The organism is Streptomyces sp. NPDC051105 (assembly GCF_040682795.1).
Classification (GTDB): domain Bacteria; phylum Actinomycetota; class Actinomycetes; order Streptomycetales; family Streptomycetaceae; genus Streptomyces.
In genome coordinates this window covers 1-25,876 of record NZ_JBFBBR010000021.1, presented here as the reverse complement: position 1 = coordinate 25,876, position 25,876 = coordinate 1, and the positions used below count along the sequence as shown (strand labels likewise).

Sequence of the window (25,876 nt, the reverse complement as noted above, 5' to 3'; positions counted from 1 at the left end):
AAAGTCTCCGGCGCGAAAGTCTTCGGCACAAAGTCTTCGGCATAAAAATCGCCCACCGAGGTGAGCAGAACCCTCTTGACAATACCCCTGGCGCCGGATAAGGCGCCCGTCAGGATTTCACCCGCCCGTGCGGCATGAAACAATCGGATCGGCTCACCGGTAACGACAGCGAGCAGGAGACACACCACCATGCGCATCGGAGTTCTCACCGCAGGCGGCGACTGCCCCGGCCTGAACGCCGTCATCCGATCGGTGGTACACCGCGCAGTCGCACAGTACGACGACGAGGTCATCGGTTTCGAGGACGGCTTCCGGGGTCTGCTCGAGGGTCACTACCGCCCCCTCGACCTGGACGCCGTCGGCGGCATCCTGGCCCGCGGCGGCACGATCCTGGGCTCGTCGCGGCTGGAGCGGGACCGCCTCCGCGAGGCCTGCGAGCGGGCCACCGACATGGCGGAGGAGTTCGGCATCGACGTGCTGATCCCGATCGGCGGCGAGGGCACGCTGACGGCGGCGCGCATGCTGTCCGACGCCGGACTGCCGGTCGTGGGCGTCCCGAAGACCATCGACAACGACATCTCCTCGACCGACCGCACGTTCGGCTTCGACACGGCGGTGGGCGTCGCCACGGAGGCGATGGACCGGCTGAAGACCACCGCCGAGTCCCACCAGCGGGTGATGGTCGTCGAGGTGATGGGCCGGCACGCGGGGTGGATCGCCCTGGAGTCCGGGATGGCGGCCGGCGCCCACGGCATCTGCCTGCCCGAGCGGCCCTTCGACCCCGCCGACCTGGTCAAGATGGTCGAGGAGCGGTTCGCCCGCGGCAAGAAGTTCGCCGTGGTGTGCGTGGCCGAGGGCGCGCATCCCGCCGAGGGTTCCATGGACTACGGCAAGGGCGAGATCGACCTGTACGGCCACGAGCGCTTCCAGGGCATCGGTACGGCACTGGCGTACGAGCTGGAGCGGCGGCTCGGCAAGGAGGCCAAGCCGGTCATCCTCGGGCACGTGCAGCGGGGCGGCACGCCGACGGCCTACGACCGTGTCCTCGCGACCCGGTTCGGCTGGCACGCCGTGGAGGCGGCGCACCAGGGCGAGTTCGGGAAGATGACGGCGCTGCGGGGGACGGACATCGTGATGGTGCCGCTCGCGGAGGCGGTGACCGAGTTGAAGACGGTGCCGAAGGATCGGATGGACGAGGCGGAATCGGTTTTTTAAGGCGCGGGTCCGGTCGTAGGTGAACTGCGGGCCGGTGGGGGTTGAGCGCCCCCACGCGGCGGAGCCGCATATCGCACACAGCCCCGCGCCCCTTCGGGGCGCTCGTCCTCACGGCGTCGGGTCTTCGACCCGGTTCCAGAAACGGGGCACTATCCCGGTCAGGAAGTCCTCGCCCGTTTTCTTGGCGTCCTCAGCCGTCGTGGTGGTGTTGCCCCAGGCCAGGGTGGCTGTCATCTGGCCCTGGTAGTCCTCGTGCAACCCCCGCAGGACGTTCTCGATCAGCCGTTTGTCCAGGGGGACCACCTTGCTCACCGGGCGGACGTAGGCCTGCCAGCGGGTGGTGACCGCGCTGCGCAGCAGTTCGGCCAGTTTCTCCTCGCGGCCGGTGACGGTGATGTAGTCGGGCAGGGACAGCTTGAGCAGGTCGGCGAGGGCGGCGGACTGGCGTTCCGTGCCCTGCCACTGCCCGTCCTCCTCCATGGCCAGGTAGACGAGGAGTTCCAGGCCCACGGCCAGGGCCACGTCCTCCGGTGCCAGCCCGCGGGCGACGCGATGGTCGCGCAAGCTCCGCGGCCGGCCGATCAGTTCTCCCGGGGAGCACCACAACACGCCCGAGAGCGCGGTGAGTTCGGGACTGCTGGGAACCAATGCCCCGCGCTCCCAGGCGAGGACGAGATCAGGGGTGGCGTACGGCAGCCCGTACGAGACCCGCAGATGGTGGGCCACATGTTCGGGACCCATCCCGAGAGCGGCACGGAGTCTGCGGGCGGCGGGGGCGTTGAAGGGGGGACCTGGCTGGTTCGGCAGAGCTGGGGGTCGGCGCACAGCGCACAAGGTAGGGGCACACGAGGGCACTGACTACGGTCCGTTCGGCCAGGAACACGGATTGTGGGAACGTACGGACTCGACCGCACGGCCGACCTGTTCATCCCTTGACGGCGCCGCCCAGCGCGAACCCGCCGCCCAGCCGCCGCGCCACCAGCACGTACAGCAGGATCACCGGCGTCGAGTAGATGACGGAGAACGCGGCGAGCTGGCCGTAGGCGACCATGCCACGGTTGCCGAAGAAGTCGTTGATGCTGACCGAGGCGGGCATCTGGTCCGGCGAGAGCAGCAGCATGAACGGGACGAAGAAGTTGCCCCACATCATCACGAAGGCGAAGACGGTGACGACGGCGAGCCCCGGTCCCATCAGCGGCAGCACGATCCGCATCAGCGACTGGAAGGGATTGGCGCCGTCCGTCCAGGCGGCCTCCTCCAGCTCCTTCGGCACGCCGTCCATGAAGTTCTTCATCAGCCAGATGGCGAAGGGGAGTTGGGAGGCGGCGAAGAACAGGATGGTGCCCTGCAGGGTGTCGATGAGGTTGATCCGTACGAACAGCGCGTACACCGGCACCATGATCGCGGTGATCGGCAGGCTCGTCGCGAAGAGGATGGAGAGCAGGAACGGCCGGTTGAGCCGGGAGCGGTAGCGGGAGAGCGGGTAGGCGGCGAGGGCGGCGCAGGCGACGGTGAGCGCGGTGGCGCCGCCGCAGAGGATCAGGCTGTTGAGGAGCGGCGTGTAGGTGATGTCGGGGGTGAGGATCGCGTCGAAGTTGGCGAAGGTGAACCCGTCCGGGATCCGCACCCGGAGATCGGCGTGCGGGTCGACGGCGGAGAGCAGCACCCAGGCGAGCGGCAGCACGAAGGCGGCGGCCACGACGAGGAGTCCCAGGTCGGCGGCGAGGCGGCGGGAGCGCCGGCGGTTGCGAGGCATCTTCCGGCTCACACCTCCGTGCGCAGCAGACGCATGTAGACGACGGAGAAGAGCGAGCCGACCAGGAGAAGGAGCAGGGCGACGGCCGTCCCGTACCCGATCATGCTGTTCTGGAAGGCCTGTTCGTACATGAAGAGGGGCAGCGTCTGGCTCTTGTCCCCCGGCCCGCCCCTGGTCATCACCCAGATCAGCCCGAAGACCGAGAGCGTCTGGAGGGTGTTGAGCATCAGGTTCGTCCCGATGGACCGGCGGATCATCGGCAGTGTGATGTGCCACATCCGCCGCCAGCCCCCGGCGCCGTCGACCTCCGCCGACTCCTCGATCTCGTTCGGTATCTCGTCGAGGGCGGCGGAGTAGACGAGCATCGAGAAGGCGGTGCCCCGCCACACGTTGGCGAACGACACGGCCAGGATCGGCAGCGTGTACAGCCAGTTCTGTGACGGGAGATGGAGGAGGTCCAGGATCGCGTTGAGCGTCCCCTCCCGCCGGAAGAAGGCGTACAGCAGAAACCCGGCGACGACCTCCGGCAGCACCCACGCCGTGATCACGATCCCGCCGGTGAGCGTCCGCACCGGCTTCGACGCCCGCCGCATCAGCGCGGCGAGCGCCAGCCCCAGGGTGTTCTGCCCGACGAGCGCGGACAGCACGGTGAAGACGAGGGTCAGCCAGACGGCGTTCAGGAAGGCGTCGTCGTGGAACGCCGTACGGAAGTTGGCGAAACCGACGAAGGAGGAGTGCGCCTGGCCGGTGAGCTGGAGGTCGGTGAAGGCGATCCAGGCGCAATAGACGATGGGGCCGCCCAGGAAGAGGAGGAGCAGGACCAGGGCGGGGGTGAGGGGGAGCGTGCGGGCGATGCGACGGGTGATCACCGGGTCACCACTTGGTTGTCGGTGACGTCCTTGAGCGTCGAGTCGTAGGTACTCGCCGCCTTGTCGACCGACGAATCACCGGTGGTCACGCTCTCCATGGCCTCCTGGACGGCGGTGGAGACCTTCGGGTAGGCCGGGTAGGCGGGCCGGTAGTGCGTGCTCGCGACCAGATCCGTGAAGAACTTGATGCCCGGCTGGGCGGACGCGTACGACGGATCGCCCGCGACGTCCTTCCGTACCGCGATCCCGGAGTTGGCGATGTACCACTTCTGGGCGTTCGCCTTGGTCTGCATGGTCTTGACGAAGTCGAAGGCGAGGTCGGGGTTGCCGGCCTTGGCGGGGATGGACCAGGTCCAGCCGCCGGACATGCTCACCTTGCCGGGAGCCTGCCCGTGCTGGGTCGGCATGTACGCCAGGCCCAGTTGCTTGGACCAGTCGGCCCACTCGTGCCCACTGCCCTTGTTCCAGTCCTGCGGCAGCCACGACCCGTCGAGGTCGATGCCGAGCTTGCCCTGCGGGAGGAGCTCACCGCGCACGGCGGTGCCGAAGTTGGGGTCGAGGGCGTCGGAGACGTCCGGCCCGAGCTTCTCCTTGTACACGGTCTCGACGAAGGAGAGCGCGTCCTTGAAGCCCTGACTCCCGGCGATCCACTTCTTGCCGGTCCTGTCGTACAGCGGGTCGCTGGTCCCGTCATTGGTCCCGTACAGCAGCATCTCGAAGCCCTGCATGGTGGCGGCCTCGCCGGCGGGCTTGCCGGTGTAGACGTTGAGAGGCGTGACGCCAGGGACCTTCTTCTTGATGGTCCGGGCGGCGGCGAGCACGTCGTCCCAGTTCTTCGGCTGCCAGTTCAGGGGCAGCCCGGCCTTCTCGAACACCCGCTTGTCGAACCACAGCCCGCGGGTGTCGGTGCCGTCCGGGACGCCGTACGTCTTGCCGTCCTCACCCTGGGCCGCCGCCTTGGCGGTGTCGATGAACTGCCCCCAGTCGCTCCACTTGTCGAGGTAGGAGTCGAGGGGCTTCAAGTACCCGCTGGTGATGTCGGAGTTGATGAGGAAGGTGTCCTCGTAGACCAGGTCGGGCGCGGTCCGCGGGGACCGGAGCATCTGCTGGAGCTTCGTGTAGTACTCGGAGTCCGGGGCCTTGATCGGAACGAGTTCGACCTTCTTCCCCGGGTACTCCTTCTCGAACTGCTTCTTGATGTCCGCGAGGTACGTGTCCATCACCTTGATGGAGTTGTCCGTGGACTGCTTGAAGGAGACCTTCACGGTGTCGGGACTGCTCCCGGACCCGCTGCCGCACGCGGTGAGGGAAGCGGCGGCGGTGACGAGGGAGAGGGCAAGGATGCTGACGGCGGTGGGGCGCACGGGCACGACCTCCTCGGCGGCCACTGCGCTGTGGCCTGGGGGTTCGTCTCTTGCCGTGTGAAGGTAAGTGGAGTGGTCTAGTCAGGTCAATGAGTCTGCGGGGGTTTGCTGCGGGAGGGACGCGGTGAGGATGCACCCATGTATTTCGTGGACCGTACGGGCAAGCTGGACGAGCACGTTCGTGAGCGACTGCTGGCGCCGAACTTCTGGCACCTCGCGACCGTCGGGCCGGACGGTACGCCCCAGGTGTCGCCCATGTGGGTGGACCTGGAGGGCGACCACGTCATGGTCAACACGGCGATCGGCCGCGTGAAGGAGGAGAACCTCCGGCGCAACCCCGCCGTCTCGCTCTCGCACCACGACCCGGACAACCCCTACGACCGGGTGGAGATCCGGGGGCGCGTGGCGCGGTTCGTGGAGGGCGAGGAAGCGGAGCGTTCCATGGACCGGCTGACCCGCAAGTACATCGGGGAGGACCGGTACCCGTGGCTGCTGCCCGGGGAGCGGCGCGTGATGCTGCTGATCGAGCCGGTGAAGGTACGGCGGGTGGTCGGGGTGGAGCCGTTCCGGCCGGGGGTGTTGGAGGGGGAGAGCGGTTAGAGGAGGTGGTCGGCTCTGCCGGCCTTGATGTCGCGGATGAGGGTACGGAGGGCTTCGCGGGTGTCGGTGAGGTACGTGTCCTCCTGACCGGCGACGGCTATGTAGGCGTTGCCGTGGGGGTCGGTGCCCAGGCGGAAGCAGTTGGCGCCCTCGCCGCAGAAGGGTTCTTCCCAGGTGATGTCCGGCACGGGGTGCTCCTAGAGGTCGTCGGCAAGGGTGCGGATGAAGTCACGGGACCCGTCGGCGTCGAGGGCCACGGCGGCTGCCGCGTCGAGTTGGGCCCGGTACTTGCCGAGCTGCGCCTCCGTGTCGAGGAACTCGGGACCGTGGGTGCTGTCCAGTTCGACGGTGTCCAGGCGGGGTACGGCGGCCTCGGCGTAGACGACTGACTGCCCGGCGCCGGGGAAGCCACCGGCCTTGAACGGGATGACCCGCAGGGTGACGCTGTCGCGCTCGGACACGCGCAGCAGGTGGTCGAGCTGCCGCCGCGCCACCTTCGGCCCGCCGAACTCCATGCGCAGAGCCGCCTCGTGGAGGATCACGTCGAGGGCCGGGGGCTCGGGGCGGTCGAGAACCTGCTGCCGGTCCATGCGGTGGGCGGTGCGCAGGTCGACGTCGGCCGGGGCGAGGGGCGGGAAGACGGCGCCGAAGACCGCACGTGCGTGCTCCTCGGTCTGGAGGAGTCCGGGCATGTGCACAGTGACCGCTATGCGCAGCCGCCTGGCGTGCCACTCCAGTTCGGCGATGTCCAGGAAGCCGTCGCGTAGTTGCCCCCGGTACGTCTCCCACCAGCCCTTCTCGCGGCTGCCCGCCATGGCGGCGAGTGCGGTGACGAAGGCCTGGTCCGTGCAGCCGTAGTTGTCGGCGAGGGTGCGCACGCGTTCGGGACTGATGCCGGAGCGGCCGGACTCCATGTTGGGCACGTTGGTGCGCGGGACGCCCAGCAGACCGGCGGCGTGTTCCGTGGTCATCCCGGCCGCGATCCGCATCCTGCGCAACTCCTCGCCGAGGCGGCGCTGGCGTTCCGTCGGTGTGCTTCTCGGCGGCATGTGGTCCCTCGCGGCTGGCTGTTGACGGGGTCAGTCTGCCTTGAGACGAGGGGTTGGTCCACCGGTCGTTTCCGCAGAGAGTAGTACACGTACTCCTCGAATGCTTTACAGTCGGTGATGGGTCGTCTACGGATCGACGTCACCGGAAGTGCATCGCACGAGCCTGCCCGGGTTCGTGCGACAGGCCACCGGTGGTGCCGTGTGGGCGTCTCGAGTCCCGCCTGTCGAAGAGGAGTTACTCATGTCTATGTCGGCTGCTGCCTCGGCGTGTCCGATCGTCACGGAGGACGTCCCGGGGGTGGCGGCGCCCTCTCCGGACACGCTCGCCTACAGCTTCACGCTGCCTGCGGGCGCGGCCAGTTGCCGGGTCGCGCGGGCGGCCACCCGGGTCGTACTCAAGGTGCATGGACTGGAGGACATGACGGACGCGGCCGTGCAGGTGGTGAGTGAACTGGCCGCGTGTGCGGGTCGGTTCACGCCGGGGGAGGAGGTGTATCTGTCGTTGCGGTACCGGGAGGACGCGCTGCGGGTGATCCTCTATGACGGGCACCCCCGGCACCGTCACCCTCGGGTCGCCGCGGCTTGCGAGGTGCGGAGGCGGGCCGCGCTGCGGGTGCTGGGGTGCGTGGTGCGGGCGTGTGAGGGGGAGTGGGGGTTCGGGGAGGGGCGGGAGCCCGGGGGTGGGACGCGGATGTGGGCGGTGCTGCCGGGGTGGGGGGCTCGGGGGTGGTGAGGGGGTTCAGGCGAGTCGGGCGGCCCGGGCACGGGCTCGGGCTGCTTCGGTGGGGGCGTTGGCGCGGGTGTAGGCGTCGGCGGCCTGGAGCAGGCAGGCGCGGGCGTCGGCCGGGCGTTGAGCGTCTTGGTGGGCGTTGGCCAGGCTGTGGAGGGTCTGGCCGGCCCCGTACCAGTCATCGAACTCCCGATAGATGCTCAGCGCCTTGGTATAGGCCTCGATCGACTCCTCCACCCGGCCCGCGGTCCGCAGGGCGATACCGAGGTTGCCCCACGCCATTGCCTCGCCATGGCGGGCGCCGACGGCCCGGTGCAGGTCGCGGGCGTGGGTGTGGGTGTCGATCGCTTCCTCTACTCGGCCCGCCTCCTTCAGGGCGATGCCGAGGTTGTTCCACGCGATGGCCTCGCGCGGGCCATCGCCGATGTCTTGGAACAGGTCGCGGGCACGGGTGTGGGCGTGGATCGCTTCCTCCACTCGGCCCGCCCCCCGCAGGGCAAGGCCGAGGTTGTTCCACGCGATGGCCTCGTGGTGGGGAGTGGCGGCATCCCGGTGCAGGTCGCGGGCGTGGGTGTGGGCGTGGATCGCTTCCTCTACTCGGCCCGCCCCCTTCAGGGCAAGGCCGAGGTTGTTCCACGCGACGGCCTCGCGGCGGCGGTCTCCAGCACCGTATGCGGCCTCCCGCGACGTGCCGGCCACGGTGATCCAGTCGTCGAAGTGCCTACGCCAGCTGAGATACTCCGACAGGCACTCGGCCAGCCCTCCCGCCGCCTCCGCATACCGTTCCTCCCGCGCCCACCCCACCGCCGCCACCAACCCAGCCCGCTCCCCGTCAAACCAGGCCAACGCCGCACCCCGATCACCGAAGCGCTCCGGCTCAACCATCCCCGGCAACCACCGCAACCGAGCACCTGCCGCACCCGCCCACCGGCAGTAAAACCCCAATACCCGCTCCCGCGCCGCCTCCCCCTCCTCCTGCAACCGCGCATCCCCCGCCACCAAACCCACCCCATAAGCCCGCACCAGGTCATGCAGCCGCCACCGCACCACCGAAGCCGCCCCCTCGCCGTCCCGGACCGGCGTGACGAGATGTGTGGCGGCCAAGTCCTCCAGCAGGGACAGCACGGTCTCCTCGTCGAGGTCGGCCAGCGCGGCCACCGCCTCCGTGCCGATCTCCGCACCCGGTGCGAGGGCGAGCAGCCGCAACAACCGGGCTTGATCGGGCGGCAGTCGGCGATACGACGCCTCGAGCACAGGCCGGAGGACCAGCGAACGGCCGTACTGATCCGTACCGCGACTGCCCTTGTCGAGGGCGCTGGTCGGGTCCCCGGTCTCCTTGATCTCGGCGACCAGCGAGGCGATGCTCCGGTACCGGCGTCGGCGCAGCATCGCGGCCGCGATCTGGAGAGCCAGGGGCAAGTGGCCACAGAGGTCGGTCAGTTCGCGCAGGGCGTCCGGCTCGCACCCGGGGCGTTCGTCCCGTTCGTCGGTGTCGTACAGTGCCCGGCTGACCAGGGCGACAGAGTCGTCCGGGTCGAGTGTCTCCAGGTCGATGAGGCGTATGGACAGGGCGTCGGGTCGGTCCCGGGAGGTGATCAGCACCCTGTGGTGGTCCGTGCCCGGCAGCAGCGGCAGGTACTGGGACGGATCCGAGGCGTTGTCCAGGATCAGCAGCATCCGTTTCTGTTGTTCGGCGAGGAGCGCGCGGTAGGCGTCGTACTGGCGTTCCGCGGTCGGCGGCAGATCCTGTCCCCGGACGCCGAGCGCGTCGAGGAGGGCGAGAACCGCCTGGTCCGCGGTGACCGGGGCGTCGTCGTACCCGCGCAGATCCACGAAGACCGTGCCGCCAGGGAACCACCCCTTCTCGCGCGCCCGATGTGCCGTCTCCACCGCCAGCGCGGTCTTGCCGATGCCACCCATGCCGGTGACGGCGAAGATGAGGACGGGGAGGGCGTCCCCGCCAGCATGGTCCGGGGTTAGGTGCGGGAGAAGGCGGTCCAGTTCCGCAGACCGGCCGGTGAAGCCCATGGGTCGTGGCGGCAGGGTGGCCGTCGCCTGGGGGACCGGGCCGTGGGCCGTGCCCTTGGCGCTACCGTCCGGTCTGCTTGCCGATGACGGGGCCGTGAAAGATGCCGCCCCTGAAGTCGATGTGGTCGCCCCGGTAACGTTCTTGGGGATCCTCCTCGGAGTCGGAGGACTCCCGGGGCTGGTGCTTGCGCAGGACCTCCACCGCCACCGACGCGGCCCGTTCGGCGGCGAGGATCTGCGAGCCCGAGGCGTCGGCCGTGTGCTTGTCGGCGTTGGCGAGGTCGCTGATGCCCCGGATCACCAGGGTGTCCAACTGGCCGTTCAGGTGGGCCGCGTGCGCGGCGCCGGAGCCCTCCATCTCGATCGCGCAGGCGTCGTTGTAGTGGTGGCGGATGTGGGCGGCGAAGGCCGATCTGTCGTCGGCCAGGACGACATCGCCGACAGCGATCGGCTTGCGGTGCCCTCGTACGTCCGGCATGTCCCGCAGCGCCGAGCGCGCCGCCTGTACCAGTCGGTGCGAGCCGTGCCAGACCTCGGGGCGTGCCTGGAAGCCGTCCGGTGTCTGCTTGCCGCCGTGGATGGCGTACACCTTCGTGCCGACCACGACGTCACCGATCTCGATGTCGTCCTTGAGGCCGCCCGCGACGCCGACGAAGAGCACCGCCTCGGGGTCGAGCCAGTCGACGATCTGTGTGGTGAGTGAGGCGGCGGCCAGGGCACCCACGCCCAGTTCGGCGAGCGCCACGGTCCAGGCGGTGTCCGCGAGGCGGCCGAGTTCGGCCCGGGTTCCGTTCTTGGGGTGGACGATCTCCTCGGCGTCGACGAGATGGGCGCGCACGGCGTCGTACTCCTCCGGCAGAGCGGTGAGGATGACGGCTGCGGCGGTGGGACGCGGTCGCTTCGCGGGCATTTGTCAACGGTAGCGCCAAGCCGCCTGGCCCACGGGCCTGTTGGTGACTGCCGTAAGAAGATCAGATCGGCGGGGTAGGGTCGTCCGGCGGGAGTCGGCCCGTCGGGCGGGGGAGAGCCGTATGCCGGAGCAAGGGGTCACCGTCGGGCAGTTGCTGCTCGCCGAGTACCAGACAATCAAGGACGAGCAGAAGGCGCGGATCGGGTTCCGGGACAATCTGCTGTACGTGACGCTCGGGGTGGTGGCCGCCGTCATCGCAGCGGCGGCGCAGGCCAAGCAGGCGTCGATGCTGCTGGCGTTGCCGCCGGTGTGTGTGGTGCTCGGGTGGACGTACCTGGTCAACGACGAGAAGATCTCGGCGATCGGGTACTACGTGCGGGACGAGTTGGGGCCCCGGCTCGCTCAACTGGCCGCCGACAACGGAGATTTCAGCACCTTCGGCTGGGAGGCCTATCACCGGACCGACGTCCGTCGGCGGACCCGTAAGACGATCCAGGCCGTGATCGATCTGACGGCGTTCTGCGCGGTGCCGCTGGCGGCGCTGGTGGTGTTCTGGGCCGGCGGGGACGGCGGTGGGTTGCTGGTCGGGCTGTCGGTGGTGGAGGCGCTCGCGGTGGTGGGGCTCGGGGTGCAGGTCCTGCTGTACATGAGGCCGGCGAGAGCGGTACGGACCCCGGCCTGACGCCGTACCGTTGATGCCCACGTATCAGGGCACGGGGGACGGAACGGCGCATGAGAGCGGCTTTATCGGCTTTGCCCCCGCCCCCACCGATAAACCAGCTCCGGTCTCCCCACCTGCCCATACAGCGGACTCCGCCCCGCCGTCCCCGCCTCCACCAAATGCTCCAGATACCGCCGGGCCGTGATCCTCGAAATCCCCACGCTCTCCGCCAGCGCCGCCGCGGTCAGCCCTTCCTCCGACTCCCGCAGTGCGACGGTCACCCGCTCCAGCGTCGGTGCGCTGAGCCCCTTCGGCAGCGCCGCGGGCGAGGACGGCGCCCGGAGTGCGGCCAGCGCCCGGTCCACCTCGTCCTGGCCGCTCGCCTCGCCCACCGCCGCCCGGAACTCCGCGTACCGGGTCAGCCGGTCCCGGAGCGTCGCGAAGGTGAACGGCTTCAGGACGTACTGGACCACCCCCAGCGAGACCCCCTCCCGCACCACCGCCAGGTCCCGTGCCGACGTCACCGCTATGACGTCGGCCTGATGGCCGGCCGCCCGTAGCGACCGCGCGAACTGCAACCCGTGCACGTCCGGCAGATGCAGGTCCAGGAGCAGCAGATCCACGGCCGTACGGTCCAGGATCCGCCGTGCCTCCGCCCCGCTGTGCGCCTTCCCCACCGCCACGAACCCCGGCACCCGGCCCACGTACAGGACGTGCGCGTCCGCGGCCACCGGGTCGTCCTCGACGACCAGGACTCTGATCGGCTCCCCGGTCATCGGGCCTCGCCCCCCGCCAGCGACGCCCGCAACGGCAACCGCACCTCGAACACCGCCCCGCCCTTCGGCGCCTCCGTCACGGTCAGGGTGCCCTCCAGACGTGTCACCGCCTGCCGGACCAGTGCCAGCCCCAGCCCCCGACCGCCCGGCCCCGCCGGCTTCGTCGAGAAGCCGCGCTGGAAGACCAGTTCCGCATGCGCGGGGTCCACCCCCGCACCCGTGTCCGCCACCTTCATCACCAGCTCGGCATCCTCCGCGAAGGCGGTCACCGTCACGCGCGCCCGTACCGTCCCCTGGGCCGCGTCCACCGCGTTGTCGATCAGGTTGCCGAGGACGGTGACCAGATCGCGCGCCGACAGGCTCTCCGGTAGCAAACCGTCATCCAGCCGGCTCTCGTCCGAGACCACCAGCTCCACGCCCCGCTCGTTCGCCTGGGCCGTCTTGCCCAGCAGCAGCGCGGCCAGGACCGGCTCGCTGACCGCCGCCACCACCTGGTCGGTCAGCGCCTGCGCCAGCTCGAGCTCGGCCGTCGCGAAGTCCACCGCCTCCGCGGCCCTCCCCAGCTCGATGAGCGAGACGACCGTGTGCAGTCGGTTCGCCGCCTCGTGCGCCTGGGAGCGCAGCGCCTGCGTGAAGCCCCGCTCCGAGTCCAGCTCGCCCATCAGGGCCTGGAGTTCGGTGACGTCCCGGAGGGTGACCACCGTGCCGCGGCGCTCACCGCCCGACACCGGCGAGGTGTTCACCACCAGCACCCGGTCCGCGGTCAGATGCACCTCGTCCACCCGGGGCTCCGAGGCCAGCAGCGCGCCGGTCAGCGGGGCCGGCAGGCTCAGCTCCGCCACCGAGCGGCCCACGACCTCCCCCTCCGGGCCCACCCCCAGCAGCTCCCGCCCGCCGTCGTTGATCAACGCCACCCGGAACTGGCCGTCCAGCATCAGCAGGCCCTCGCGGACCGCGTGCAGCGCCGCCTGGTGGTAGTCGTGCATCCGGCTCAGCTCGGCCGCGTTCATCCCGTGCGTGTGACGTCGTAGGCGCGCGTTGACGACGTAGGTGCCGAGCGCGCCCAGCAGCAGCGCGCCGGCCGCGGTCCCCAGCAGGGCCGTGACCTGCTCCTGGACCCGCTTGCTGATCGCCTCCACCTTGATGCCGGCGCTCACCAGGCCGATCACATGGCCGTTCTCCAGAACCGGCGTCACCGTGCGCACGGACGCGCCGAGCGTGCCCTTGTACGTCTCGCTGTAGGTGCGGCGGTGCTGGGCCGCCTCGATATGGCCCAGGTAGTGCTTGCCGATCTCCTTCTCGTCGGGGTGGGTCCAGCGGATGCCGTCCGGGGTCATGATCGTGATGAAGTCGACCCCGGTGGCCCGCATGACCTGGAGGGCGTACGGCTGCAGCTCCTCCGAAGGGTTCGACGTATGGATCGCCGCCCGCACCGAGGGCGCGTTCGCCACCGACCGTGCCACCGCCGTCGTCTGCCGGGTCGCCGCCTCCTGCGCCTGGTGGCGGTCGCTCACGTAGGTGAACAGCGCGTACCCGGCGACCAGCACCGCTATCAGCACGGCCTGCATGGCGAACAGCTGGCCGGCCAGGCTGCGAGGTCGGGGGAGGGACGGGAGGCGCATGGCAGCAGTGTGCCTCCCGGGGGAAGCGTGAACGAAATGAACGGAAGGGTGACCGGGCTCACAGACCAGGAGATAGTCACGACAACCCCCATATCCCCCGGACGTGAGCCGCACGCCGGTGATACCGACGAAGACGTCAAGGAGGGCAGCCGTGGCCGCCGCAAGCTCCCCCAGTACGGCACCTGCCGCACCCGCTGTGAAGCGGGACCGCACCCATTACCTGTACATCGCCGTGATCGTCGCGGTCGCGCTGGGCATCGCCGTGGGGCTGATCTGGCCCGACGCCGGCGTCGAACTCAAGCCCCTCGGTACCGGCTTCGTCAACCTGATCAAGATGATGATCTCGCCGATCATCTTCTGCACGATCGTGCTGGGGATCGGGTCCGTGCGGAAGGCCGCCAAGGTCGGCGCCGTGGGCGGTATCGCGCTCGGCTACTTCCTGGTGATGTCGCTGGTCGCGCTCACCATCGGCCTGGTCGTCGGCAACATCCTGCACCCCGGTGACGGGCTGCACATCACCAACGCCCTCAAGGCCTCCGGACACGCCCAGGTGGACTCCGAGGCGCTCGGCGGCGTCGACTTCGTGCTGTCGATCATTCCGACCACCTTCGTCTCCGCCTTCACCGAGGGCCAGGTGCTGCAGACGCTGCTCATCGCGCTGCTCGCCGGGTTCGCGTTGCAGGCCATGGGTTCGGCCGGGCAGCCGGTCCTGCGGGGAATCGAGCACATCCAGCGGCTCGTCTTCCGCATCCTGGGCATGATCATGTGGGCCGCGCCGATCGGTGCGTTCGGTGCCATCGCGGCCGTCGTCGGGTCCGCCGGGCTCGACGCGCTCAAGAGCCTCGCCGTGCTGATGCTCGGCTTCTACATCACCTGTGTGCTGTTCGTCTTCGTGGTGCTGGGCACGATGCTCCGGGTCGTCACCGGGCTGAACATCTTCACCCTGTTCAAATACCTCGCCCGCGAGTTCCTGCTGATCCTGTCCACCTCCTCCTCCGAGTCCGCGCTGCCGCGGCTCATCGCGAAGATGGAGCACCTGGGGATCAGCAAGCCGGTCGTCGGTATCACCGTTCCGACGGGGTACTCCTTCAACCTCGACGGCACGATGATCTACATGACCATGGCGTCGCTGTACATCGCCGACGCCCTCGGTACACCGATGTCGATCGGTGAGCAGATCCCGCTGCTGCTCTTCCTGCTGCTGGCCTCGAAGGGCGCGGCGGGCGTCAGCGGCGCCGGTCTGGCCACGCTGGCCGGTGGTCTGCAGTCGCACAAGCCGGCGCTGGTGGACGGCGTCGGTCTGATCGTCGGCATCGACCGGTTCATGAGCGAGGCCCGCGCGCTGACGAACTTCGCCGGTAACGCGGTCGCCACGGTGCTGATCGGCACGTGGACGAAGGAGATCGACAAGGGCCGCGTGCGGCAGGTGCTCGCGGGTGAGCTGCCGTTCGACGAGAAGACGCTGCTGGATGACGGGGAGCCGGGCACGCCCGAGGTTCCCGAGCAGCGGGAGGAGCTGGCGAAGGCCTGAGCGTCTGCCTGGCCGCTGTGCATGCTCGGCTGCCGGTCGCGTGTGGCTGGTCGCGCCCACGCGGCGGAGCCGCACATCGATACGGCCCGCGCCCCTTCGGGGCGCTCCCGAACCGTCGGGCGTCCGGCTCGGCCTGAACCCGGGCCGGCCGTCCGGCCACCGTCCTCCGGGCGGCTGACAACTCCCCCCCCCCCCCGCTCAGCCGTCCGGAGCCGTACCCGGGCTACTCGCTCAACTCGGCCACCAGCGTGGTGGCCCTGGAGGCGGGCACGCCCGCTGCCGTCAGTGCGCTGACCGCGGCGGAGCGGCCCGCCTCCTTCGCGTCGAGTAGGCCGTCGTTGACCGCCTCCATCACCGCGAACAGCAGCTGCTCATGGACGTACGCCAGGGCCGGCGCCGGCAGCGGTGAGCTGAAGTCGCCCTCGTCGAGGCCGCGCTGCAGCAGCTCCACCTTCTCCTCGCGCAGGGGGGCCAGACGGTCGCGGATGCCCCGCATGGTGACCGTGCGCTGGGCGAGGCCGACCAGCAGCCGGTAGCGGTCGGCGATCTCCCAGAGGGCGAGCACCGACCGGGCCACCGCCTCCGCCGGGTTCGCCGTCTCCCGGCGGGCCCCCGCGTCGGCTGCCATCAGTGCCTCCACCGCGCCGTCGACCAGTGTGCCGATCAGCGCCTCCCGGCTCGGGAAATGGCCGTACACGGTCCGTCGTACGACCCCTGCCGCGCGCGCGATCTGGTCCATCGAGGCGTCGGGGTCGCGCAGCAGCTCGGCGAGGGCGACGTCGAGGATGCGGCGCCGGTTCACGTCGGCGCGGGAGGGGCTACCCGTGGTCATGACTGTCATTCTGCCTGCCCCGCGGCGGGGCGCACCGTCTCTCCGCAAGGGCTTCACCTCCTTCATTTGCACAGTGGTGTGCAGAGCCTCTACATTGCACATTGTTGTGCAATTGCACGCCACCGTGCAAGTTCGGTCGTACAGACGGCATCCGAAGCGTGAGGAAGGCGATCCCTGCCATGCGACTCGTCATGAAGGAACCGGTCGAGACGACGGAGCGGCCGTATCCGCGCCGCTGGTGGGCGCTGCTGGTGCTCTGCCTGAGCCTGCTGATCATCGTGATGGCCAACACCGCCCTCACGGTGGCCGCGCCCGACATGACCACCGACCTGGGGCTCAGCAGCGCCGACCTGCAGTGGGTCATCGACGGCTACACCGTCCCGTACGCCGCCCTGATGCTGCTGCTCGGCGCGATCGGCGACAAGTACAGCCGCCGCGGGGCGCTGATCCTGGGCCTGGTCGTGTTCGGGGGCGGGGCCGTCTTCGGGTATCTCGCCGACAGCGCCACGACCGTGATCGCGGCCCGTGCCGTGATGGGCACCGGCGCCGCGCTGATCATGCCGGCCACCCTCTCGCTGCTCGCCGCCACCTTCCCGCGCCACGAGCGGTCGAAGGCCATCACCCTGTGGACCGCCACGGCCGGGCTCGCCATCGCCGCCGGACCGGTGGTCGCCGGCGCCCTGCTGCGCGACCACGGCTGGTCCTCGACCTTCCTCATCAACGTGCCGATCGCGGCCGCCGCGATCGTCGGCGCCCTCGTCCTCGTACCGCCGTCCAGGGCCGGTCACCACCACCGCATCGACTACGTCGGCGGACTGCTCTCGGTGCTCTGGATCGGCTCGCTGGTCTACATGATCATCGAGGGGCCGCACTTCGGCTGGGGCGTCAAGGCGGTCACGGCGGCCGTGGTCGCGGGCGCCGGCCTCGTCGCCTTCGTCCTGTGGGAGCTGCGCCACCCGCACCCGGTCCTGGACGTCCGCCGCTTCGCCCACCGCCGCTTCGCCGGCTCCAACCTCGCCGTCGCCCTGTTCTTCCTGGCCGTCTTCGGCGCCTTCTACTACCTCACCCAGCACCTCCAGTTCGTCCTTGGCTACGACGCCCTCGGCACCGGCGTCCGCATGCTCCCGCTGGCCGGTGCGGTCTTCGCCGGCTCGGCCCTGACCGGCTGGCTCACCCCGCGCGTCGGCATGAAGTGGACGGTCACCGCGGGGATGGTCGGCGGCACCACCGCGCTCGCCCTGCTCACCCGGGTGGACGCCTCCTCGGGGTACGGGGACTTCGTGGCCCCCCTGATCATCCTCGGCCTGGCCATCGGCCTGGCGCTCTCGCCCTGCACGGACGCCATCATGGGCGCCTTCCCGGAGTCCGAGCTGGGCGTCGGCGGCGCCGTCAACGACACCTCGCTGGAGCTGGGCGGCTCCCTCGGCATCGCCATCCTCGGCTCGCTGCTCGCCACGTCCTACGGCAACCACCTCACGGACGCCACCAGGGGCGGCAAGCTGCCCGCGAGCGCCCTCGCCACCGCCCAGGACTCGGTCGGCGCCGGTTACGCGGTCGCCCAGGGCATCGGCGAGAAGGCCAGGCAGACGGCCGCCCAGGCGGCCCGGGCCACCGACCCGCAGCAGGCGGCCCAGTTGAAGGCACAGGCGCAGCAACTCGCCGAGGGCGCCCGGCAGATGGCTGACGCCGTCAGCTCCTCCTTCGCGGCCGCGGTGGCCCACACCAGCCTGGTCGGCGCGGTGATCCTGGGCATCGGAACCGTGGCGGTCGCGGTGTTGCTGCCGGGGCACAAGAAGGCCGTGGCCGAGGATCCGGCCGAGGAGCGGGAGCCGGCGGACAGCGGGGTGCGCTGACCCCTCACCGCCACTTGCCGGCCGTATCCACTAACGTGCCGCTCCGGGCCAACCGGATCGGCACGTTGGCATTCCTGGCATGGAGGCACGGGGGATGAAGATCGACTGGGACCGTCGGCACTGCGCGCGCAAGGGGCATGTGACCTATGCCCCCGACGACCCGCGGCTGCGGGTACGGCTGCACGCCCAGACCGCGGTCGGGGAGGCCTGGCGCTGTCTGCGGTGCGGCGACTTCGCGCTCGGGGAGCCGCACGGCTCGGGCCCGGCGTCGGACGCCCCCCTGGTGCCCCGCGGGAAGGTGCTGCGGGACCTGTTCATCCTGCGGTTCCTGGCGATCGAGCGGGCCGTGCGCGGGGTGTTCATCGTGCTGGTCGCGGTCGCGGTGTGGAAGTTCAGCAACAGCCAGGACGCGGTGCGCCGGCTCTTCAACGAGTACCTGGACACCTTCCGGCCGGTCTTCAAGCACTTCCACTACGACCTCGACCACTCACCGGTCGTCGGCTCCATACAGAAGGCCTTCGGTTACAAGCACTCCACGCTGCTGCTGGTGGCCGTGCTGCTGCTGGCGTACGCGCTGATCGAACTCGTCGAGGCCGTCGGGCTCTGGTACGCCAAGCGGTGGGCGGAGTACCTGACGGTCATCGCCACCGCCGCCTTTCTGCCGCTGGAGATCTACGAACTCACCGAGAAGGTCAGTTATCTGAAGATCGCCACTCTGGTCCTCAACATTCTCGCGGTGCTCTACATCGCCCTTGCCAAGCGGCTGTTCGGGCTGCGCGGCGGGCGCCGGGCCTTCGAGGAGGAGCGGCACAGCGCCTCCCTGCTGGAGGTCGAGGAGTCCGCCGGGGTGCAGCCGAGCTTGCCTTGACGTCGGCGTCAAGTCCTACCGTCGTAGACATGCGAATCGGCGAGCTGGCCGCACGGGCCGGTACCACCACGCGCACCCTGCGGTACTACGAGGCGCGCGGGCTGCTGCCCGCGCGGCGTTCCGACAACGGCCACCGGACCTACGACGAGAGCGATCTGAAGCTGCTCACGCAGATCCGGACGCTCCAGGACTTCGGGTTCGAGCTGGAGGAGACCCGGCCGTTCGTGGAGTGCCTGCGGGCCGGGCACCCGGAGGGCGACACCTGCCCGGCGTCGCTCGCGGTCTACCGGCGCAAGCTGGCGGAGCTGGACTCGCTCATCGGCGAGTTGCAGGCCGTGCGGGCCGAGGTCGGGGCGCAGCTGAAGCGGGCGGTGCGGGCACGGGACGAGTTGGCCGCCGAGGCGGAGGTTCCGGGTGGTCCGGAACCGGTGTGCGAGCTGGGAGGGGATGGCGGATGACCAAGGCGCCGGGTGTGGCCGAGGTGACGGACGCGGACTTCGCGGCGGAGGTGATCGGGGCGGACGGGCCGGTGCTGGTGGAGTTCACCGCCGACTGGTGCCCGCCGTGCCGGCAGATGGCGCCGGTGCTCACGGCACTGGCGGCGGAGGAGGGTGAGCGGCTGAAGGTGGTCCAGCTGGACGTGGACCACAATCCGGAGACGACGAACGCCTACAAGGTGCTGTCGATGCCGACGTTCATGGTGTTCCGGGACGGTGAGCCGGTGAAGTCGATGGTGGGCGCCCGGCCCAAGCGGCGGCTCCTGGAGGAGCTGTCCGACGTGCTGCTCTGAACCGGCCGGCGACACGAAGAATCCCCCGAGCAATTGCGCTCGGGGGATTCTTTTGCGTATATTCAAGAGTTCGTGACTTCAGGTCGACTGCGAAATCGATTCGGTCACGAAGAAGTTCAGTGGGCACAGTATATCCGGGCGGGAGCGGAATTGTCAAACACCGAATTTCCGGACGATGAATTGCGGCATGAGCAGGAATTCATCGACGGACTGTACGCACGGGTGGACGCGCTGCGCGGCGACACCGAGGACTCGGTCGCGGACGCCCTCGCCCTCGGCGACAAGCCGATGCAGGCCCGACTGGAGCGGGACATCCTGGTCGCCGAGCGATCCGGGCTGCTCGCCGCCCTGAACGCCGTGGACGGCTCCCTCTGCTTCGGCCGGATCGACCTGGTCTCCGGCACGAAGCACCACATCGGCCGGATCGGACTGCGCCTGAACGACGCCGAGCGCACCCCGGTCCTCATCGACTGGCGCGCCGCGGTCGCCCGCCCCTTCTACCTGGCCACCGGCCACACCCCGATGGGCCTGCGCCGCCGCCGGCACATCGCCACCGACGGCCGCAGAGTCGCCTCCCTGCACGACGAGATCCTCGACCTCGGCGACCAGGAGCGCACCGGCCACGAGGACCCGTCCGGCGACGCGGTGCTGCTCGCCGCCCTCAGCTCGGCCCGCACCGGCCGGATGAGCGACATCGTGCAGACCATCCAGGCCGAGCAGGACGAGATCATCCGGGCCCCGCATCGGGGGGTCCTGGTCGTCGAGGGCGGCCCCGGGACGGGCAAGACCGCGGTCGCGCTGCACCGGGCCGCCTATCTCCTCTACGAATACCGGGAACTGCTCTCCAAGCGGGCCGTGCTCATCGTCGGCCCCAACCCCGCCTTCCTCGGTTACATCGGCGAGGTGCTGCCCTCGCTCGGCGAGACCGGCGTCCTGCTGGCGACGGTCGGCGAGCTGTACCCCGGGGTGAAGGCCACGGCGGCCGACACCCCGGAGGCGGCCGCCGTGAAGGGCCGCGCCGACATGGCCGACGTGCTGGCCGCCGTCGTACGCGACCGGCAGGCGCTGCCCGACCCGGTCATCACCGTCGAGCACGACCGCGAGGTGCTGATGCTCGACGACGGCCTGGTCAACATGGCCCGCGAACGCACCCGTGCCGCCGATCTCCCGCACAACGTGGCCCGCGAGCACTTCGAGGGTCACCTTCTCAACACCCTCACCGAGCTGTACGCCGAACGGGTCGGCACCGACCCCTTCGACGGCAGCAGCCTGCTGGACGCCTCCGACATCACCCAGATCCGCGACGAACTCGCGGAGAACCCCGAGGTCTGGTCCGCCGTCGACCAGCTGTGGCCACGGCTGACCCCGCAGCGCCTGGTCGCCGACTTCCTGGCCGCCCCCGAGGGATATCTCGGAGCCGAGGACGCGGCCGCGGTCCGCCGCCCGGTCACCCGGTCCTGGACGGTCTCGGACGTCCCCCTCCTCGACGAGGCGGCCGAGCTGCTGGGCGTCGACGAGCGCGTCGCCCGGGCCCGCGCCGAACGCGAGCGCGAGACCCAGATCGCTTATGCGCAGGGCGTCCTCGACGTCTCCTACGCCTCCCGGACCTACGAGTTCGACGACAAGGAGGACAGTGATCCCGAAGCCTCGGAGGTCCTGTCCGCGCACGACATCATCGACGCCGAACGCTTCGCCGAGCGCCACGAGGAGGAGGACTTCCGCAGCGCGGCCGAGCGGGCCGCCGCCGACCGCACCTGGGCCTTCGGGCACATCATCGTCGACGAGGCGCAGGAGCTGTCGCCGATGGCCTGGCGGCTGCTGATGCGGCGCAGCCCGACCCGCTCCATGACCCTGGTCGGCGACCCGGCCCAGACCGCGGAGGCGGCGGGCGTGGGCTCCTGGTCGAAGATCCTCGAGCCGTATGTCGAGGACCGCTGGGACCACACCCGTCTCGGCGTCAACTACCGCACCCCGTCCGAGATCATGGACCTCGCCGCGGCCGTGGTCCGCGCCGAGGACCCGGACTTCGAGCCCCCGAGCTCGGTCCGCTCGACGGGCGTACGCCCGTGGATCCGGCAGGCCCACGACGACCTCCCCGGCGCCGTGGAGAAGGCGGTGGCCGAACTCACCCCCACCGAGGGCCGCCTGGCGGTGATCGCCCCACGCGACCTCCACCGAGCCCTCGCCGGCCGCCTGGACGGCGTCACGGCCGGCGCCGAACCCGACCTGACCCGGACGGTCGTACTCCTGGACCCGCGCCAGGCCAAGGGCCTGGAGTTCGACTCGGTCCTGGTGGTCGAACCGGGCCGCTACGGCACCAGCGACCTGTACGTGGCGTTGACCCGGGCCACCCAGCGCCTGGGCGTGCTGCACACCGGCCCGCTCCCGGACGGGCTCAGGCAGGCCGCAGCCACACCGTAGCCAGCGGCGGCAGGGTCAGGCGGATGCTCGTGGGGCGGCCATGGCTGCCCTGCGGCTCCGGCTTGACCGGGTCGGGGTTGGTGACACCGCTGCCGCCGTACGGGGCCGCGTCCGTGTTGAGGGTCTCGTGCCAGGCGGGGATCTCGTCCGGGACGCCCAGGCGGTAGTCGGTGCGGACCACGGGGGCGAGGTGGCAGACCGCGAGCAGCGGGGTGCCCTCGGCGTCGTACCTCAGGAACGCGAAGACGTTGTCCTCGGCCGCGTCGCCCGCGATCCACTGGAAGCCGGCGAGGGAGATGTCCCGCTGCCAGAGGGCCGGGGTGGCGCGGTAGATGGTGTTGAGGTCGCGGACCAGGTCGCGGACGCCCCGGTGGTCGGCCTCGGCGCCGTAGGCCGGATCCAGCAGCCACCAGTCCGGGCCGTTCGCCTCCGACCACTCCGCGCCCTGGGCGAACTCCTGCCCCATGAACAGGAGTTGCTTGCCTGGATGGGCCCACATGAAGGCCAGGTAGGCGCGCAGGTTGGCGCGCTGCTGCCACCAGTCGCCGGGCATCTTGGAGACCAGCGAGCGCTTGCCGTGCACGACCTCGTCGTGGGAGATCGGCAGGACGTAGTTCTCGCTGTACGCGTAGACCATCGAGAAGGTCATCTCGTGGTGGTGGTACTTGCGGTGCACCGGCTCGTGGGACATGTACTCCAGCGAGTCGTGCATCCAGCCCATGTTCCACTTCAGGCCGAACCCGAGACCCCCGGTGTCGGTGGGGCGGGTCACGCCCTCCCAGGCCGTCGACTCCTCGGCGATCGTCACCACGCCCGGCACCCGCCGGTAGACCGTCGCGTTCATCTCCTGCAGGAACGCCACCGCGTCCAGGTTCTCCCGGCCGCCGTGCTCGTTCGGCGTCCACTGGCCCGGCTCGCGCGAGTAGTCGAGGTAGAGCATCGAGGCGACCGCGTCCACCCGGAGCCCGTCTATGTGGAACTCCTCGCACCAGTACAGCGCGTTCGCCACCAGGAAGTTGCGCACCTCCCGGCGCCCGAAGTCGAACTCCAAGGTGCCCCAGTCGGGGTGGGCGGCCCGGAGCGGGTCCGAGTGCTCGTACAGCGGCCGCCCGTCGAACTCCGCCAGCGCCCAGTCGTCCCGCGGGAAGTGCGCCGGCACCCAGTCCATCAGCACCCCGATGCCGGCCCGGTGCAGCGCGTCGACCAGGTACTTGAAGTCGTCGGGGGTGCCGAGGCGGGCCGTCGGCGCGTAGAAGCCGGTGACCTGATAGCCCCAGGAGCCGCCGAAGGGGTGCTCGGCGACCGGCATCAGCTCGACATGCGTGAAGCCCAGGTCGCTGACGTAGCGGGGCAGTTGCTCGGCCAGATCGCGGTAGGTCAGGCCGGGGCGCCAGGACGGCAGGTGCACCTCGTAGACCGAGAAGGGGGCTTCGTGCACGGGTGTGTCGGCCCGGTGGGCCATCCACTCCTCGTCGGCCCACTCGTGGCCGGACGCGTGGACGATCGACGACGTGCTGGGCGGGACCTCGGTACGCCGGGCCAGCGGGTCGGCGCGCAGGGTGTGCGAACCGTCCGGGCGGGTGATGTCGAACTTGTACAGCTCGCCCGCGCCGATGCCCGGCACGAACAGCTCCCAGATCCCGGTGGAGCCGAGCGAGCGCATCGGATGCCCGGTGCCGTCCCAGAAGTTGAAACCCCCGGCCAGCCGGACGCCCCGCGCGTTCGGCGCCCACACCGAGAAACGGGTGCCGGGCACGCCCTGGTGGGTCATGGGGTGCGCGCCGAGCGCCTCCCACAGCCGCTCGTGCCGGCCCTCGCCGAGCAGATGCAGGTCCAGATCGCCCAGGGTGGGCAGGAAGCGGTACGCGTCCTCGGTCTCCTGGACCGTCCCGTCGTACTCCACCAGCAGCCGGTAGACCGGCACTTCGGAGAGGGGGAGCAGGACGGAGAAGAAGCCGTCGCCGTCGTCGTGCAGTCCGGCCCGCAGATCCTGGCCGGCGACCACCGTCACCGCGCGGGCGTACGGGCGGAACACCCGCACGGCGACCCCGCCGTCCGGAACCGGATGCGCGCCCAGGACGGAGTGCGGGTCGTGGTGCGTGCCGTGCAGCAGCCGCGCACGGTCGTCGGCGGCTAGGGATACGGACTTCTTGGAGGTCACGGACGCGTCTCCCGGGGATGTCAGGTCGAGTCGGAGGTGGCGAGGCGGTGGACGGCCGACAGGGGCACGGGCAGCCAGTCGGGGCGGTGCCGGGCCTCGTAGACGACCTCGTAGACGGCCTTGTCGGTCTCGTAGGCCCGCAGCAGCACGGGGTCGGTGCGCGGGTCGACGCCGGTGATCTCGGCGTACCCGGAGCAGTAGGCGGCCCGGCACAGCCGTGCCCAGGCGCGGGCCGCCGGGGTCACCGAGTGGGCCGCGTAGTCGAAGGAGCGCAGCATGCCGGCGATGTCGCGCACCGGTGGCTGCGGCATCCGGCGCTCGGCCAGCGGGCGGGCCGGCTCGCCCTCGAAGTCGATCAGGGACCACTCCCCGGACGGCGAGCGCAGGCACTGCCCCAGGTGCAGATCGCCGTGCACCCGCTGGGCGGTCCAGGTGCGGCCCTCGGCGGCCAGGCCGGCCAGCGCCTCGTAGGCCGAGCGCAGCCCGTCCTCGTACGCGCGCAGCGCCGGCACCGCCTGGACGGCCGCCGCCAGCCGCTCGGTCATGCCCGCGACCATCGACTCCAGCTGGCTGTGCCCGAGGGTGACGGTCGGCAGCGCCCGGGCCAGCGCGGTGTGCACCTCGGCGGTGGCCCGCCCCAGCGCCCGTGCGTCCGCCGCGAAGTCCTCGCCCTTGGCCAGCTCGCGCAGGGCCAGCTCCCAGCCGTCGGTCGCGCCGCGGACGAAGGGCTGGAGGACGGCCAGGACGTACGACTCCCCGGCCAGTTCCGCTCGCAGCCATGCCGTCGGGGCGGGCACCCGGGCGCAGCCCTCGCGGGCCAGCGCCAGGGGTATCTCCAGGTCGGGGTTGACGCCGGGCACGACGCGCCGCAGGAGCTTCAGGATGAACGTATCTCCGTAGACGACCGAGGAGTTGGACTGCTCGGCGGTCAGGAGCCGGGCCACCAGCCCGTCGCGTATCTCCGGACCGGGGTCGCGTTCGAAGAACAGCCCGCCGATACGGGCCCGGGTGCGCAGGGCCTCCAGGAGGACCTCGGCGGGCCGGGGATCGTACAGGGCGTCGTACACCGTGTGTCCGGCCAGCGGGCCGTCGGTGAGGTGGCCGATCAGCGCGGGCGCCAGCCGGGGCGGCAGCGCCTCGCGGGTGCCTATGAGCAGTTGGTAGCAGTCGCCGGCCTCGGCGGGGGCGGGCGGCTGTTCGGCGCGGACCAGCAGATGGTGCAGGCCCAGCCTGCTGTCCGACGGCAGGAGTTCGGTCTCGGCCACCGTGGCGAAGCCGGTGACCGGGGTGCCCTTGCCCGCGAACCAGCGCTGCCGGGGCAGCCATGCGCGCAGGAGGGGGTCGAGCGAGGCGAGGAGAGGGGGCGTGGAGGGGGTGACCGTTTCCGCCATGGCGGGTACGTCCTTTCCCCGGTCGTCGGGGGCGTTAGTGATGCGTGCCCCGGGCGGGCCGGAGGAAACCGCCGCCGCCCGGGGTGGACTATGCCGGGTTCCGGTTACCCGTCCGCGCGCAATCGGAACCAGTAGAAGCCGTGCCCTGCCAGAGTCAGCAGGTACGGCAGCTCACCGACGGCCGGGAACCGCACCCCGCCGAACAGCTCCACCGGATGCCGGCCGTTGAACCGCCGCAGGTCCAGCTCGGTGGGCTGGGCGAACCGGGAGAAGTTGTGCACGCACAGGACCAGGTCGTCCTCGTACTCCCGCAGGAACGCGATCACCGCCGGGTTCGACGACTGGAGTTCGGTATAGGACCCCAGTCCGAAGGCAGGATTCTGCTTGCGGATCTCGATCATCCGGCGCGTCCAGTGCAGCAGCGAGGACGGCGAGGACATCGACGCCTC

23 protein-coding genes and 1 pseudogene are annotated in these 25,876 nt (G+C 70.4%); 10 read left to right on the top strand and 14 right to left on the bottom strand.

Annotated features, from left to right (window positions below):
• Positions 1-189: 189 nt before the first annotated feature.
• Positions 190-1,215, top strand: coding sequence for an ATP-dependent 6-phosphofructokinase (locus AB0N16_RS36585; protein ID WP_365804462.1), 1,026 nt, complete (start codon positions 190-192; stop codon positions 1,213-1,215).
• Positions 1,216-1,323: 108 nt separating this feature from the next.
• Here the strand turns inward: AB0N16_RS36585 and AB0N16_RS36580 are convergent, their stop codons facing one another.
• From AB0N16_RS36580 to AB0N16_RS36565, 4 genes are all read right to left on the bottom strand, one after another.
• Positions 1,324-2,040, bottom strand: a complete 717-nt coding sequence (locus tag AB0N16_RS36580) for an XRE family transcriptional regulator (protein WP_365804460.1) — start codon at positions 2,038-2,040, stop codon at positions 1,324-1,326.
• Positions 2,041-2,140: 100 nt separating this feature from the next.
• Positions 2,141-2,971: a carbohydrate ABC transporter permease gene (locus tag AB0N16_RS36575; RefSeq protein WP_365804458.1), complete on the bottom strand. Its 831-nt coding sequence runs from the start codon at positions 2,969-2,971 to the stop codon at positions 2,141-2,143.
• An 8-nt stretch (positions 2,972-2,979) separates the two neighbouring features.
• Positions 2,980-3,840 (bottom strand): sugar ABC transporter permease, encoded by an 861-nt coding sequence (locus AB0N16_RS36570; RefSeq protein WP_365804456.1) that lies wholly within the window; start codon positions 3,838-3,840, stop codon positions 2,980-2,982.
• Positions 3,837-5,204 carry an extracellular solute-binding protein gene (locus tag AB0N16_RS36565; protein ID WP_365804454.1) on the bottom strand — a complete coding sequence of 456 codons (1,368 nt, stop codon included), beginning with the start codon at positions 5,202-5,204 and terminating at the stop codon, positions 3,837-3,839. Before AB0N16_RS36565 ends, AB0N16_RS36570 begins: the two co-directional genes overlap by 4 nt.
• A gap of 138 nt (positions 5,205-5,342) precedes the next feature.
• On the opposite strand from AB0N16_RS36565, the gene AB0N16_RS36560 reads away from it, so the two are divergent.
• The gene (locus AB0N16_RS36560) at positions 5,343-5,804 is read left to right on the top strand and encodes a PPOX class F420-dependent oxidoreductase (RefSeq protein WP_365804452.1); all 462 of its coding nucleotides are present in this window, start codon (positions 5,343-5,345) and stop codon (positions 5,802-5,804) included.
• Here AB0N16_RS36560 and AB0N16_RS36555 read toward each other — a convergent pair.
• Both AB0N16_RS36555 and AB0N16_RS36550 read right to left on the bottom strand, forming a co-directional pair.
• A complete protein-coding gene (locus tag AB0N16_RS36555) occupies positions 5,801-5,992 on the bottom strand; it encodes a hypothetical protein (RefSeq protein ID WP_365804450.1) in 192 nt (63 codons plus the stop codon). The two genes, AB0N16_RS36560 and AB0N16_RS36555, sit on opposite strands and share 4 nt — an antisense overlap.
• Positions 5,993-6,001: 9 nt before the next feature.
• Positions 6,002-6,853 carry a helix-turn-helix transcriptional regulator gene (locus tag AB0N16_RS36550; protein ID WP_365804448.1) on the bottom strand — a complete coding sequence of 284 codons (852 nt, stop codon included), beginning with the start codon at positions 6,851-6,853 and terminating at the stop codon, positions 6,002-6,004.
• Between the two features lie 247 nt (positions 6,854-7,100).
• On the opposite strand from AB0N16_RS36550, the gene AB0N16_RS36545 reads away from it, so the two are divergent.
• Complete coding sequence (locus AB0N16_RS36545; protein ID WP_365804647.1) at positions 7,101-7,586, top strand: ATP-binding protein; 486 nt, start codon at positions 7,101-7,103, stop codon at positions 7,584-7,586.
• A 6-nt stretch (positions 7,587-7,592) separates the two neighbouring features.
• Here AB0N16_RS36545 and AB0N16_RS36540 read toward each other — a convergent pair whose 3' ends face one another.
• The gene (locus tag AB0N16_RS36540) at positions 7,593-9,503 is read right to left on the bottom strand and encodes a tetratricopeptide repeat protein (protein ID WP_365804645.1); all 1,911 of its coding nucleotides are present in this window, start codon (positions 9,501-9,503) and stop codon (positions 7,593-7,595) included.
• A gap of 169 nt (positions 9,504-9,672) precedes the next feature.
• Complete coding sequence (locus tag AB0N16_RS36535; protein ID WP_365804446.1) at positions 9,673-10,521, bottom strand: 5'-methylthioadenosine/S-adenosylhomocysteine nucleosidase; 849 nt, start codon at positions 10,519-10,521, stop codon at positions 9,673-9,675.
• 121 nt (positions 10,522-10,642) lie between these two features.
• Between AB0N16_RS36535 and AB0N16_RS36530 the strand changes: the two genes are divergently transcribed.
• On the top strand, positions 10,643-11,203 hold the full coding sequence (locus tag AB0N16_RS36530) for a hypothetical protein (RefSeq protein ID WP_365804444.1): 561 nt from the start codon (positions 10,643-10,645) through the stop codon (positions 11,201-11,203).
• Positions 11,204-11,265: 62 nt separating this feature from the next.
• On the opposite strand, the gene AB0N16_RS36525 is transcribed toward AB0N16_RS36530, so the two are convergent.
• Positions 11,266-11,958, bottom strand: coding sequence for a response regulator (locus AB0N16_RS36525; RefSeq protein WP_365804442.1), 693 nt, complete (start codon positions 11,956-11,958; stop codon positions 11,266-11,268).
• The gene (locus tag AB0N16_RS36520) at positions 11,955-13,580 is read right to left on the bottom strand and encodes a sensor histidine kinase (RefSeq protein WP_365804440.1); all 1,626 of its coding nucleotides are present in this window, start codon (positions 13,578-13,580) and stop codon (positions 11,955-11,957) included. The genes AB0N16_RS36525 and AB0N16_RS36520 overlap by 4 nt, the downstream gene beginning before the upstream one ends.
• A 151-nt stretch (positions 13,581-13,731) precedes the next feature.
• On the opposite strand from AB0N16_RS36520, the gene AB0N16_RS36515 reads away from it, so the two are divergent.
• On the top strand, positions 13,732-15,111 hold the full coding sequence (locus AB0N16_RS36515) for a cation:dicarboxylase symporter family transporter (protein WP_365804438.1): 1,380 nt from the start codon (positions 13,732-13,734) through the stop codon (positions 15,109-15,111).
• A 223-nt stretch (positions 15,112-15,334) separates the two neighbouring features.
• Here AB0N16_RS36515 and AB0N16_RS36510 read toward each other — a convergent pair whose 3' ends face one another.
• Complete coding sequence (locus tag AB0N16_RS36510; protein ID WP_365804436.1) at positions 15,335-15,952, bottom strand: TetR/AcrR family transcriptional regulator; 618 nt, start codon at positions 15,950-15,952, stop codon at positions 15,335-15,337.
• 170 nt (positions 15,953-16,122) lie between these two features.
• Between AB0N16_RS36510 and AB0N16_RS36505 the strand changes: the two genes are divergently transcribed.
• The 5 genes from AB0N16_RS36505 (at position 16,123) to AB0N16_RS36485 (ending at position 21,875) form a co-directional block, all read left to right on the top strand.
• A complete protein-coding gene (locus AB0N16_RS36505; protein ID WP_365804434.1) occupies positions 16,123-17,796 on the top strand; it encodes an MFS transporter in 1,674 nt (557 codons plus the stop codon).
• Between the two features lie 94 nt (positions 17,797-17,890).
• Positions 17,891-18,664, top strand: a complete 774-nt coding sequence (locus AB0N16_RS36500; protein ID WP_365804643.1) for a DUF2127 domain-containing protein — start codon at positions 17,891-17,893, stop codon at positions 18,662-18,664.
• Positions 18,665-18,693: 29 nt separating this feature from the next.
• Positions 18,694-19,122, top strand: coding sequence for a MerR family transcriptional regulator (locus AB0N16_RS36495; RefSeq protein WP_365804432.1), 429 nt, complete (start codon positions 18,694-18,696; stop codon positions 19,120-19,122).
• Positions 19,123-19,136: 14 nt separating this feature from the next.
• Entirely contained in the window at positions 19,137-19,454 is a 318-nt protein-coding gene (gene trxA / locus AB0N16_RS36490; RefSeq protein ID WP_351710643.1) for a thioredoxin, read from the top strand.
• A gap of 132 nt (positions 19,455-19,586) precedes the next feature.
• Positions 19,587-21,875: an ATP-dependent DNA helicase gene (locus AB0N16_RS36485; protein ID WP_365804641.1), complete on the top strand. Its 2,289-nt coding sequence runs from the start codon at positions 19,587-19,589 to the stop codon at positions 21,873-21,875.
• Here AB0N16_RS36485 and glgB read toward each other — a convergent pair.
• The 3 genes and pseudogenes from glgB to AB0N16_RS36470 all read right to left on the bottom strand — a co-directional run.
• Positions 21,850-24,816 carry a 1,4-alpha-glucan branching enzyme gene (gene glgB / locus AB0N16_RS36480; RefSeq protein ID WP_365804430.1) on the bottom strand — a complete coding sequence of 989 codons (2,967 nt, stop codon included), beginning with the start codon at positions 24,814-24,816 and terminating at the stop codon, positions 21,850-21,852. The two genes, AB0N16_RS36485 and glgB, sit on opposite strands and share 26 nt — an antisense overlap.
• A 326-nt stretch (positions 24,817-25,142) precedes the next feature.
• A pseudogene (locus AB0N16_RS36475) lies at positions 25,143-25,427 on the bottom strand (maltokinase); the annotation flags it as partial.
• A 104-nt stretch (positions 25,428-25,531) separates the two neighbouring features.
• The coding region (locus tag AB0N16_RS36470; protein WP_365804428.1) for an alpha-glucosidase C-terminal domain-containing protein at positions 25,532-25,876 on the bottom strand (345 nt) is incomplete at its 5' end.